The sequence below is a fragment of the Caulobacter sp. Root343 genome, from assembly GCF_001425745.1.
Taxonomy (GTDB): Bacteria; Pseudomonadota; Alphaproteobacteria; order Caulobacterales; family Caulobacteraceae; genus Caulobacter.
Map to the genome: position 1 here is coordinate 1 of NZ_LMDF01000009.1, position 12,478 is coordinate 12,478.

9 protein-coding genes are annotated in these 12,478 nt (G+C 68.2%); 3 read left to right on the top strand and 6 right to left on the bottom strand.

Annotated features, from left to right (window positions below):
• Window positions 1-157 precede the first annotated feature (157 nt).
• The 5 genes from ASC70_RS20005 to ASC70_RS20025 form a co-directional block, all read right to left on the bottom strand.
• On the bottom strand, window positions 158-1,201 hold the full coding sequence (locus ASC70_RS20005) for a MerR family transcriptional regulator (protein WP_056053733.1): 1,044 nt from the start codon (window positions 1,199-1,201) through the stop codon (window positions 158-160).
• Window positions 1,202-1,270: 69 nt separating this feature from the next.
• The gene (gene xth / locus ASC70_RS20010) at window positions 1,271-2,077 is read right to left on the bottom strand and encodes an exodeoxyribonuclease III (protein ID WP_056053736.1); all 807 of its coding nucleotides are present in this window, start codon (window positions 2,075-2,077) and stop codon (window positions 1,271-1,273) included.
• 298 nt (window positions 2,078-2,375) lie between these two features.
• Complete coding sequence (locus ASC70_RS20015; protein ID WP_056053739.1) at window positions 2,376-3,020, bottom strand: outer-membrane lipoprotein carrier protein LolA; 645 nt, start codon at window positions 3,018-3,020, stop codon at window positions 2,376-2,378.
• 122 nt (window positions 3,021-3,142) lie between these two features.
• Complete coding sequence (locus ASC70_RS20020) at window positions 3,143-5,611, bottom strand: DNA translocase FtsK (RefSeq protein ID WP_162247250.1); 2,469 nt, start codon at window positions 5,609-5,611, stop codon at window positions 3,143-3,145.
• A 312-nt stretch (window positions 5,612-5,923) separates the two neighbouring features.
• A complete protein-coding gene (locus ASC70_RS20025; RefSeq protein ID WP_056053745.1) occupies window positions 5,924-6,772 on the bottom strand; it encodes a glutamate racemase in 849 nt (282 codons plus the stop codon).
• A gap of 122 nt (window positions 6,773-6,894) precedes the next feature.
• On the opposite strand from ASC70_RS20025, the gene ASC70_RS20030 reads away from it, so the two are divergent.
• From ASC70_RS20030 to ASC70_RS20040, 3 genes are all read left to right on the top strand, one after another.
• Window positions 6,895-9,021, top strand: a complete 2,127-nt coding sequence (locus ASC70_RS20030) for a M3 family metallopeptidase (RefSeq protein ID WP_056053746.1) — start codon at window positions 6,895-6,897, stop codon at window positions 9,019-9,021.
• Between the two features lie 194 nt (window positions 9,022-9,215).
• A complete protein-coding gene (locus tag ASC70_RS20035) occupies window positions 9,216-10,208 on the top strand; it encodes a TraB/GumN family protein (RefSeq protein WP_056053748.1) in 993 nt (330 codons plus the stop codon).
• A gap of 67 nt (window positions 10,209-10,275) precedes the next feature.
• Window positions 10,276-10,815 (top strand): SRPBCC domain-containing protein, encoded by a 540-nt coding sequence (locus ASC70_RS20040; protein WP_056054089.1) that lies wholly within the window; start codon window positions 10,276-10,278, stop codon window positions 10,813-10,815.
• A gap of 188 nt (window positions 10,816-11,003) precedes the next feature.
• Here ASC70_RS20040 and creS read toward each other — a convergent pair whose 3' ends face one another.
• A complete protein-coding gene (creS, locus tag ASC70_RS20045; RefSeq protein WP_047404074.1) occupies window positions 11,004-12,377 on the bottom strand; it encodes a crescentin in 1,374 nt (457 codons plus the stop codon).
• Between the last annotated feature and the right edge of the window lie 101 nt (window positions 12,378-12,478).

A 12,478-nucleotide genomic window follows, 5' to 3' on the forward strand; every position in this document is an offset into this window, starting at 1 on the left:
CGATAGTCCTGTCGGCCTGGCGCCCAGCATCCACCGCTTCAGCAGCGTCTCCGTCCATCAACCCCTCACCCGACCCGCTTCGCGGGCCACCCTCTCCCGCAAGGGGAGAGGGGTGCGGATCTTGGAAAGTCCTTCTCACCGGAAAAGGGGCCGCCTTTCATCTCTCGGCCCTCCCCTGGCGAGGCATCAGCGCGATCATCCCCTCGGTCCTGGCCCGGACTTCTGGCGGCCCGAGGCAGCTGACCATCGCGTCGTAACCTGGCGCGCCCGGAGCGATCCGAACCGTGAAGGGCGGTGCGTGGTTGGCCGGGCAGAAGATCACGGCCTCGTCGGGGGTGGCCTCCGCCGGATCGAGGATGGCGGAGGAGCGGGTCAGCATGAACAGCGGCGGGCGCTCGTGGCCGCGCCGGCGCAGATTCGAGATCACCGCCTGCTGTGTAAGCTCGTCGAGCCCCTGTTCAATCATGTCGATGACCAGGCTGTTCGACCGGCCCTGTTCCAGGCCGACCACGAGCGCCAATAGGGCGCCGGATTCGGTCGCGCCGTCCTCGACAAGCCATGCAAGCGACGCCTCGACGCGTTCGCGCAATTCGGAATCGGCCCGCACGGCGTGCTCCGCGTCCTCGCGGCGCTCGAGACGATCGAGTCCCAGGAAGACGCCGCCGGGCAGATGCTGAGCCAGCATCCGGGCCAACCGCGTCTTGCCGCTGCCGAGCGGTCCGACGATGTAGTTGAGCGCGCGGACGCCGCGCACCTCGAACCATTCTCCGCCCCAAGGCCACGGGAGATTGAAGCCCGCGACGGCGGCGGCGGGAGCAACCGCCAGGTCAGCAAGGTCCAGCACGGCGGGCATCTCGCCCCGCGCCAGAGCGCGCCTCAGGGCGTTGATTCGCTCCAAACGTTGGCTGAGCTGACCGAACTCCAGTTCCAGCCGGGCTTGCAGGCCGCCCAGCGCGGGTTCCAGACCAGCGGCGTCGCCGCTCACGACGCGTTCCACCTGTTTGAGGCTGAAGCCCAGCGACCGCAGGGCGACGATCTCGGCGGCGCGTCGGACGTCGTCCGGTCCGTAGGCGCGCCACCCCGTGGCGGTTCTCGTCGGCCGGAGGAGACCGCGGTCCTCGTAGAGGCGAAGCGCCTTGGTGGAAATGCCGAGGTGGCGAGCGGCTTCGGACGGGCTGAGAACATCGACGGACGCACGCATGACTCACCCCGCTGTTGCTGACCGACACCTCTATGGGGCCGGCCCCAGGGGACGGGTCAAGGCGCCGGCCTAGATCTTCAGATCCGCCGTCACCGGGGCATGGTCGCTGGGCCGTTCCCACTCGCGGACGTCGTCGTGGACCCGTGAGCTGACCTTGCCGTCCAGGATCGCCGCCTCGCGCAGGCCGGGGCTGGCCAGGATGTGGTCCAGCCGCAGGCCGCGATTGGACTTGCGGAAGTCGGCGGCGCGGTAGCTCCACCACGAGAACAGCTTTTCCGGCTCGGGCGTAGCCAGGCGGGGCAGGTCGAGGAAGTTCATCGAACCCACCAGGCCTGCAAAGGCCTCAAGTTCAATGGGCGTGTGGCTGACGATCTTCGACATCTGGCGGTGGCTCCAGACGTCGTTCTCGCCCGGCGCGACGTTCAGGTCGCCGGTGACGATCAGCGGGGCCTTGGGATCACGCTTCTTCAGCGCGGCGGTCAGGGTCTCGTAGAAGTCCAGCTTGTGGTCGAACTTCGGATTGGTCGCCCGGTCGGGCACGTCGCCGCCGGCCGGGATGTAGAAGTTCTGGATGTCGACCCCGGCCACCTTGACCGCGACGCAGCGGGCATGGCCCTCGCGGCAATTCATCAGGGTCGGGACGTCCTCGAACGGCAGGCGCGAGGCGATGGCCACCCCGTGCCAGCCCTTCTGACCGGCGATCTTGACGTGCGGCAGGCCCATGGCCTCGAACGCCTCGCGCGGGAACTCGCCCTCCTGGCACTTGATTTCCTGCAGGCACAGGACGTCCGGGGCCTGCTCGTCGACGAAACGGGCGGCCTGCTCGGCGCGGAGGCGGACGGAATTGACGTTCCAGGTGGCGATACGGAGGCGCATGGCTTGGCTCTAGCCTGGAAAACTGGAGCGACCAAGAAAAACGCCCGAGCGCATCGTTGCGCCCCGAGCCGACCCGTAGGGTTGGCGACCAAGAAAAACGCCCAGGCGCATCGTTGCGCCTGGGCGAAAGTCTAGTCTCTCATGCCGCCACCGGGAGGGGATAGGATCCGGCACGGTTCGCGAAGAGCGGGTCGGTCGCTCATCGCCATGCGTGTTAAATATGCCACGTCAAAACTTTAAGTCAACCCCGAAGTCGGTTGATTCTTGCCTGTTGTGGTAATGTCACAATCGTTAAGCGCTAGGGCTTGCCGACCTTGCGGCGCGGGTCGGTCAGCACGAACAGCTTCGGATCCAGGCCCGAGGTCTCGGCGAAATCGCTGAGCCGCACGCGGATCTGGCCGCCCTTGATGTCGGTGACGGTCCAGCCCATCAGGGCGACTGGGGCGTTGGAGAAGTCCAGCGAGATCCGCCCCAGCGCCTGGCGCTTGGCGTCCTGGGCCACGATCGTGAAGCCGTCGGCCAGCGGGCGGATGTCGGTGATGACCACGCCGCGGTCCAGGCGGACCTCGCGGGCCAGCAGCAGGTTCAGCGGCGTCTTGCTGAGCGGATAGCTCTCATAGGTCTTCAGCCGGCTGTCGAAGATGTTGACATTGTTGCCGTTGCTCACGACCAGCAGGCCGGCCGGCGGGTCGTAGGCGAACCGCGCCTTGCCCGGCCGCTGCAGGTAGAAGGTCCCCTGCGTCTGGGTCCCGCGCGCGTCGGTCTGCACGAAGCGGCCCTTGGCCGAGGACAGGCCCTGGATATAGGCGGTGGCCTTGTCCAGCAGGACTTGCTGCTCGGCGGTCAGCTTGGCCGGGACCGGCGCGGTCTGGGCCAGCACCGGCGAAGCGATGGCGGCGGCCAGGCCGGCCGCCAGCAGGATACGGCGTGTGGTCTTGCTCATACGGACTCCTTAGCGCCAACCTTCGCCCGCGCGAAGGCCGCCGCGCGGCCATTTTCCGGCGCTCCGATGAAGCGCCGTTCAGGTTGGAGCGTCAGGAACGCCGAAGCTAGGTCAAGGTTGCCCTACAGCGCCGGCGGTGGCGGGGCCAGGATCTCGCGCTTGCCGGCGTGGTTGGCGGCGCCGACGACGCCTTCCTTCTCCATCCGCTCCATCAGCGAGGCGGCGCGGTTGTAGCCGATCTGCAGGCGACGCTGGATGTAGCTGGTCGAGGCCTTGCGGTCGCGGGTGACCACGGCCACGGCGTGGTCGTAGAGGTCGTTGGACCCGCCCTCGCCGGCGAAGGCGCCCTCGATGGCCTCTTCCTGCTCCTCGTCGCCGCCGGCCGTGACCTCCTCCAGGTACTGGGGGATGCCCTGGTCGCGCAGGAACTTGGCGACCTGCTCGACCTCGCCGTCGGAGACGAACGGACCATGCAGGCGGGTGATGCGGCCGCCGCCGGCCATGTACAGCATGTCGCCCTGGCCCAGCAGCTGCTCGGCGCCCTGCTCGCCCAGGATGGTGCGGGCGTCGATCTTGCTGGTGACCTGGAAGCTGATCCGGGTCGGGAAGTTGGCCTTGATGGTGCCGGTGATCACGTCGACCGACGGGCGCTGGGTGGCCATGATCAGGTGGATGCCGGCGGCGCGGGCCATCTGGGCCAGACGCTGCACGGCGCCTTCGATGTCCTTGCCGGCCACCATCATCAGGTCGGCGACCTCGTCGATGACCACGACCAGATAGGGCATGGCCTCGGGGCGGATCTGCTCGGTCTCGTAGATCGGGCGGCCGGCGTCGTCGAAGCCGGTCTGTACGGTGCGCTCGAAGTGCTCGCCCTTCTCCAGCGCCTCGTTGGCCTTCTCGTTGTAGCCGCCGATGTTGCGCACGCCGATCTTGGACATCCGGCGATAGCGGTCCTCCATCTCGCGGACGGTCCACTTCAGGGCCACGACGGCCTTCTTCGGATCGGTCACGACGGGGGCCAGCAGGTGCGGGATGCCGTCATAGACCGACAGTTCCAGCATCTTCGGGTCGATCATGATGAAGCGGCACTTCTCGGGCGGCAGCTTGTACAGGATCGACAGGATCATGGCGTTGACGCCGACCGACTTGCCCGAGCCGGTGGTGCCGGCGATCAGCAGGTGGGGCATCTTGGCCAGGTCGGCGATATAAGGCTCGCCGCCGATGGTCTCGCCCAAGGCCATGGGCAGGATCTGGCTGGCCTTCTCGTAGTCCGAGCTGGACAGCAGGTCGCGCAGATAGACGGTCTCGCGGCGCGAATTGGGCATTTCGATGCCGATGGCGTTGCGGCCCTGAGCCACGGCGACGCGGCACGAGATCACGCTCATCGAGCGGGCGATGTCGTCGGCCAGGGCCACGACCCGGGCGGTCTTGACGCCCGGGGCCGGCACTAGCTCGTACATGGTGACCACCGGGCCGGGGCGGATCTGGTCGATCTGGCCCTTGACCCCGAACTCGGCCAGCACGCTTTCCAGCAGGCGAGCGTTCTGGCGCAGGGCGCCGGCGTCGACTTCCGACGAGCGCGGCTTGGACTTGGCCAGCATGGCCAGCTCGGGCAGCTGGAAGCCGCCCTGGTCGTCGAAGTCGAAGGCCTTCTGCTGCTCCCGCTGCTCGCGGCCGGATTCCTTGGGCACGGTCTTGGGCTTGGCGATCGCCATCGGGCGGGCGTCCAGCGAATCCTCGAACGCGTCTTCCTCGTCCTGGACCGTCGGCGGCGGGGTATAGGCCCGTTCGTTGGAGATCGGGGTGGGAGCGGCGACGACCGCGTCGTCCTCGGCTTCCAGCGGCGGCAGGCGGCCGGGGCGCTTGGCGGGGGCTTCGGCCTTGTCCTTCTTGGCGCGGACCGGCTTGACCGCGGCGACGGGCTCGGGCTCCGGACGGGCGCGCGGCTGCAGGGCGTTGCTGACGGCGGCGTGGAGAGCGTCGGGGTCGACCTGGCGCACGCCAATCGCGAAGCCGAGGGCGACGATGGCGGCGATGCCGAACAAGACGGCGGCGATCACGGTCGCGCCGGGAATGTGGGCGTAGCGCAGGACGCCGGCGACCATGTGCAGCAGGGCGTCGCCCCAGAAACCGCCCAGGCCCTTTTCCAGCTGCCAGATGGCCGGCGGCGGCGGCGCGGCCAGGGTGGCGGACAGGGCCAGCAGGCCCAGGGCCCCGACGACGGCCCGCTGGCGCAGGTCCTTGCGCTCGGCGTCCGGGTCGGCCTGGGCCACGCGGGTGACGCCGAACACCAGCATCAGCAATGCAATCCCCCAGGCCGCCAGGCCGACGGACTGCATGAGCAGGTCGGCGACCGCCGCGCCCGGGCCGCCCAGGGCGTTGCGGGCCGGCTCGCCGGTGGCGGCGTTCAGGCTGGGGTCGGTGGCGTTGTAGGTGGCGATGGCCAACAGCAGGATGGCCCCGACGACGGTGACGATCCCGCCCCGGAACCGGGCCGTCCAGGGCTGGACCCAGCCATAACGGAACGCGTCCCAGAGGAGCTCCGTCGTGGATCGCCGCGCGGCTCGCGCCATGAAAGTCTCCGAACTCAACTCGTCTCGCGACCCGCCAGAATGGGTCGAACCGCGATGTTGTGCCCGAAGAGCGTTAAGAGGCGTTTACGGCGTTCGTCAGGAAATGATTCACAACGTCGCGGGTTTTTCTCAAAATCCCGCCAAACCCAAATCCCGCCTCCCTAGGCCTTGTGCCTAGGGCCCAGCGTTCAGCCCGCTTCGTGTGGGGTCATCGCGCGTCCACGCCGACGGGAACACCTAATTGTCACCGAGCCTGGCCGGACCATGGGTCCTCGCCACAAGGGCGAGGAAGGCAAAATTACTTGGTCAACAATCGGTCGAGGTGGTGGCCTAAGCCGCGTCGAACGCCACCGGGCCGCCCCAGAATCCTTGCACCAGGCCGTTCTGCGGACCCGGCGTGCCGGTGGTCAGGAACACGCGCTCGCCGCCCGTCCCGGCGTCGTATTCCGGATGGCGCTCCAGATAGAGCTCCAGCGCGTCGGCGGTCGAGGCCGGCTGCTGGATCAGCGGGGTGCCGGCCGGTAGGGCGGCGCGGAAGATGTCGGCGATGATCTCGTAGTGGGTGCAGCCCAGCACCACGCGGTCGGGGAAGCGGCCGATGCGGGTCTTCAGGGCCAGGACATGGCTTTCGACCGCCTTGGCCAGCTCGACGACGCTGGCGTCCTGCTCGATCAGCGGCACCAGCTCCGGACAGGGCTCGGAGAACACCGCCAGGTCCTGCTTGCGCTTGTCGATCTCGATTTCGTAGACGCGCGAGCGCACCGTGGCCGGGGTGGCGAACACGCCCAGCACGTCCAGCTGCTCGACCTTCTCGCCGCGCCGCTCGGCCTCGTGCTCCCATGGCAGGCCGGTGGCCTTCTCGATGGTCGGCACGATGATGCCCAGGATGTTGACCGGCCGGCCCAGCTGTTTGCGATAGCCGGGCAGCCAGGTCTGCTGCAAGCGGCGCAGGGCGATGGCCGAGGCGGTGTTGCAGGCCAGGACCACCAGGCTGGCGCCGCGCGCGAACAGGCGCTCGCAGCCGGCCTTGGTCAGGTCGACGATGTCCTCGCCGGTCCGCACGCCGTACGGTGCGTTGGCCTGGTCGGCCAGATAGGTGAAGTCCGCCTGCGGCAGACGCTGCACGAGGGCGCGGTGGACCGTGAGGCCGCCGACGCCGGAGTCGAAGACGCCGATCATGCCGTCAGCTGTAGCCGCCAAATCTTGCGTCGTCCACGCGGGACCAAAGGTTACGGTCCTGTCATGTGACGGCCCCGGAACCATGCCCTAGGGTCCCTGCAAATCTTCACCGGAGACACTCCGTGCAACGTCGTACGTTCCTAGCTTCGGCCGCCGCCACCGGCGCCGTCGTCGCCCTCAATCCGAGCTTGTCCATGGCCCAAGGCAATAATCCCCTGACCCAGAAGTGGACCGGCCCCTATGGCGGCCTGCCCGCCTTCGACAAGGTCAAGGTCGCCGACTTCAAGCCGGCGCTCGAGGCGGCCATGGCCAAGAACCTGGCCGAGATCGACGCGATCACCGGCAACAAGGCCGCGCCGACCTTCGACAACACCATCGCGGCGCTGGAAGATTCCGGCCGCACGCTGGGTGACGTCCAGACCTACTACAACATCTGGAGCGGCAATATGAGCTCGCCGGAGTTCCAGGCGGTCGAGGCCGAGATGGACCCCAAGCTCTCGGCCCACAACGACAAGATCACCCAGAACGCCGCCCTCTTCGCCCGTATCGAGAAGGTCTACACTTCGCCGGACAAGGCCAAGCTGACGCCCGAGCAGCAGCGAGTGCTGTGGATCTACTACACCAACTTCGTGCGGGCCGGCGCCAAGCTGGACCCGGCCGCCAAGGCCCGGGTCGGGGCGATCAACACCGAGCTGGCCGGCCTGTTCACCAAGTTCAGCCAGAACCTGCTGGCCGACGAGAACACCTGGATCGAGCTGTCGGACGCCGACCTGGCCGGCCTGCCCGACGGCCTGAAGGCCGCCGCCGCCTCCAACGCCGCGGCGCGCAACCTTCCGGGCAAGTTCGTGGTGGTCAACACCCGCTCCAGCGTCGATCCCTTCCTGACCGAGTCCCCGGTCCGCGCCGCCCGCGAGAAGGTCTGGCGCGCCTTCGTCAACCGCGGCGACAACGGCGGGGCGACCGACAACAACGCGATCATCGCCAAGATCCTGAAGCTGCGCGTCGAGCGGGCCAAGCTGCTGGGCTACAAGACCCACGCCCACTGGCGTCTCGAGAATTCCATGGCCAAGACGCCCGAGAACGCCATGGGCTTGATGGAGGCGGTCTGGAAGCCGGCCATCGCCCAGGTCGCCATCGACGTCGCCGACATGCAGGCGATCATCGACAAGGAGGGGGGCGGCTTCAAGCTGGAGCCCTGGGACTACCGGTACTACGCCGAGAAGGTCCGCAAGGCGAAGTACGACCTCGATATGAACGAGGTGAAGCCCTACCTGCAGCTGGACAAGCTGCGCGAGGGCATGTTCTGGGCCGCCGGCCAGCTGTACGGTTTCGAGTTCAAGAAGCTGTCGGGCATCCCCGTCTATCACGAGGACATCACCGTCTATGAGGTGACGCGGGCCGGCAAGCACGTGGGCCTGTGGTACTTCGACCCCTATGCCCGCCCCGGCAAGCGCTCGGGCGCTTGGATGAACGCCTACCGCACTCAGGAGCGGTTCAAGGGCGAGGTCACCACGCTGGTGTCTAACAATTCCAACTTCATCAAGGGCAAGCCCGGCGAGCCGCTGCTGATCTCGTGGGACGACGGGACCACCCTGTTCCACGAGTTCGGCCACGCCCTGCACGGCCTGAACGCCAACGCCACCTATCCGACGGTGTCGGGCACCAACGTGGCCCGCGATTATGTCGAGTTCCCCAGCCAGCTGAACGAGCACTGGCTGCCGACGAAGGAGGTGCTGAATCAGTTCGCCCTGCACTACCAGACCGGCAAGCCGATCCCGCAGGCCCTGGTCGACAAGATCGAGGCGGCCGGCAAGTTCGGCCAAGGCTTCGGCACGACCGAATATCTGGCCAGCGCCCTGATCGACATGAAGCTGCACCTGGCCGGCGACGTCGACATCGACCCCGACAAGTTCGAGCGCGAGGAGTTGGCCAAGCTGAACATGCCCAAGGAGATCGTCATGCGGCACCGCACGCCGCAGTTCGGTCACGTGTTCTCGGGCGACGGCTATTCGGCCGGCTACTACAGCTATCTGTGGGCCGACACCCTGACCGCCGACGTCGCCGAGGCCTTCCAGGAGGCGCCGGGCGGCTTCTACGACAAGCCGACCGCCAAGCGGCTGTATGAGACCATCATGTCCAAGGGCAACGCGGTCGATCCCGTCGACCAGTTCCGCGCCTTCCGCGGCCGCGACGTGAAGATCGGCGCCCTGATGCGGCATCGGGGCTTCCCGGTCCCGCCGGGGGCTTGATCTGCTTCCCCTCTCCCCTTGCGGGAGAGGGTGGCCGAAGGCCGGGTGAGGGGTTGAAGACAGGATCCGCCGCGACAGCCTGACCGCCGTCGCGGCGGATTTCATTGTGCGACCCCTCATCCGTCGCCTAGCGGCGACACCTTCTCCCGCAAGGGGAGAAGGGCTAAATGGGCTCAGGGGCTGAAGGAGTATCCATGGTCGCGTCGAAGCTCGTTCCTCTGGCCCTTTCACTGGTCCTTGCGGCCCCTGCTCTCGCCCAAACGACTCCGCCCCCGCCGCCGGTGGTGAACCTCGGCCAGGCTCCGGCCCAGGACGAGAGCGCGGTGGTCGCCGAGCTGACCATCGTCGCCAAGCCGCCCGGCCCCGCCGTCTGGCTGGTCGAGAAGGACGGTGCCAAGCTCTACATCCTCGGCTCGGCCCCGCCCCTGCCCCACCAGCTGAAGTGGGAAAGCCCTCGGCTGAACAAGGCGCTGGACAGGGCCAGCCTGGTGCTGGTCCCACCCCAGGCCTCGGTCGGCGTCACCCAGATCGCCGGCTTCATCTTCAAGTTCGGCGGCGGCCTGCGCCAGCCGGTGGGCAAGAACCTGGAAGACCAGCTGCCGCCCGACCTGAAGGCGCGGTTCGTCGAGTCGCGCACCCAGGCCCGCAAAGGCGCCGGCGAGTACAAGAACTGGAAACCGGCCGTGGCGGGGTTCCTGCTGCTGTCGGACTTCCGGCAGGCGGCCGGCCTTTCCGAAGCCAAGCCGGTCAGCACGATCGAGCGGATGGCCAAGGCTCGCAAGCTGAAGGTCAAGGCCGTGGGCCAATACCGGATGAGCGCGGTGACCACGATCGCCTCCAAGCTCTCGGAGGAGGACCAGCTCTACTGCCTGCGCGTGGCGCTGGACGAGATCGCCTATGACGGCGCGCACTCGACCACGATCGGCCGCGACTGGGCCGAGGGCGACTTGGGCTCGGTCCGCGCCCGCTACCGGGCCAGCGGCGCCCAGCGCTGCCTGCTGCGCGCCCCCGGCGGCCCGGCCCTGCTGGAGAAAGGGATCGGCCAGACGACCGACGCCATGACCGAGGCCCTGAAGCGGCCCGGCGTCACCGTGGCGGTGGTCGACCTGGGCTTCCTGCTGCCGGCCAACGGCGTGCTGGATCGACTGAAGGCCGGCGGCGCGACGGTGAGCTCGCCGATCGAATAGGGCCCGGTTCTTGACGGCCTCCTCCCCTGCCCTCAGCGTCGGCGCCAGGTTCGGGAGGGAGATGACCATGAAGACGATGAGCGCCGTGGGGATCGCGGTGGCCGCCGTGGCGCTGCTGGCGGCTGGCGGGGCGCGCGCCGAGGTGATCGACGCCCAGGCCAACGGCTTCGAGGTCAGGCATGAGGTGGTGGTGACCGCCCCGGCCAGCGCCATCTGGGCGACCCTGGTGCAGCCGTCGAAATGGTGGACGCCGGCCCACACCTGGTCGGGCTCCGCCGCCAACCTGTCGCTGGGCGCGGCCTCGGGCGGCTGTTTCTGCGAGCGGCTGCCCAATGGCGGCTCGGTGTTGCATATGACCACTGTCTACGCCGCGCCGGGCGCGAGGCTGGTGCTGTCGGGGGCGCTGGGTCCTTTGCAGACCTCGGGCGCGAGCGGCGCCCTCACCGTCCTGCTCGCCGAGAAGGACGGCCGTACGACGGTGACCGTCACCTACGACGTCGGCGGCTATTTCAAGGGCGGCCTGGACAAGATCGCGGGGGCCGTGGACGGGGTGATTGGCCAGCAGGTCGCCGGGCTGAAGGCGGCGGTTGAGGGGGCTACGAAATAGACTGTCATCCCGGCCAAGCGCCTTAGCGCGCCGAGCCGGGATCGCCGGAAGCGCCGAGCTTGTCGCGGTCCCGGCTCTCCGCTTCGCTACGGCCGGGATGACAGTAAGATGCGAAAACGCCCGCGAACCTTTCGGCGTCGCGGGCGCTCTTGCGGCTAGGTCCCGGCTTCCGCGGGATGTCGTTATTTTCACCCCGCTTCGGCCAGGCCCTCGTCCGAGGCGCCCAGCAAGGCCATCTGCAGGCGCGAGCGGTCGCGGCGGGCCGCTTCCAGGGCGCCTTCGGCCAGGGCGGCCTCCGAGGTGAGGCGTTCGATCGTGGCCTGCAGCTCGGCGACCTTGTCCTCGTGTTCGCGGCGCAGCTGATCCTGGGCTTCCTGCATGGCGTCGAGACGGGTGCGCAGCTGCTGGGCCCGTTCCTCGGCGCGCTTCATGGCCTTTTCCTGGGCCACGGCGTTCTTGGCCAGTTGGTCGGCGCGTTCGATGGCGGTGGCGCGGGCGGTGTCGACGCCGGCGTGGCGTTGACGCAGGCCGTCCGAGTCTTCCTCCAGCGTGCGGATCCGGTCGAGGGCGCGTTCCAGGGCGACATTGAGGTCGCCGGCGCGGCGTTCGACGGCCTTCTGGTGGGCGCTGGACTCGGCCAGACGGGCCGAGATCTGGCCGTTCATCTCTTCCAGCTTGTCGGCACGGCCGGTGGCGGTCTCCAGGCGGGTCTGCAGGGCCGAGATCTCGGCGCGGGCGGCCTCGACCTGGCTTTCCAGGCCGCGGATGACGCGACCGCTGTCGGTCTGGTGGGCCGCGAGGGCATTCTCGATCGCCTGGACGCGGGCGCGTTCGCCGGCCAACTGGGCTTCGAGATCGGTCTCGATGCGCGACAGGCGGGCAACGTCCAGGCCGGCCTGGTCGACGCGCTTCTTCAGGGTCGCGGTTTCTTCACCCAGCAGGGCGTTGTCCTGGTTGGCGCGGGCCAGCGCCGCCTCGGCGTCGCCGCGACGGCTGTCGATGTCTTGCGCTTGAACGCGCAGGCTCTCGACGTCCTGAACCAGGTGCTCGATGCGGGCGGTGGCGTCGCGCAGCGAGGCGTCGAGGCTGGAGACCTTCAGATCCGACTGCAGCAGGGCGTTGCGCAGGCGGTCGATTTCGAGGGCGTTGTCTTCGAGCGCGGCGTCCTGGGTCTGGCGACGGGCGTCGGATTCGCCGAGGGCGGTTTCGGCGGCGGCCAGGCGCGCGGACACTTCGCGCTCCTCGGCCTGGATCTGGGCGATGACCCGTTGAGCCTGGTCGAAATTGGCGCGCAGGGCGATCAGTTCGGAGTGCTCGCTGCGGCGGGCCTCGAACTCCTGGGCGACCGGGCCGCGGATCTCGGCGATCAGCGGCTCGATGGCCTTCAGGTGCTCCATGACCCGGCCGATGCTGTCGAGACCGCCGTGGATGGTCTCGTAGCGCTGGCCGATCGCCTGGGTGGACTCGATCTGGTGTTGCACGGTCTCGATCCGGGTTTCCTCACCCAGAACGGTCGGCTTGCCGTTCTTGTTCTCGCGAGAATTCTTCGACAGCAGTCTCATCTAGCCCACCTTCGCCCCATGCGAGCCCGCCGCGTCCTCAAGAACGCCTTGCGGAAACCGCGAATCTCTTACCCAGAGGTTAACAACTTAGTTTACGGACA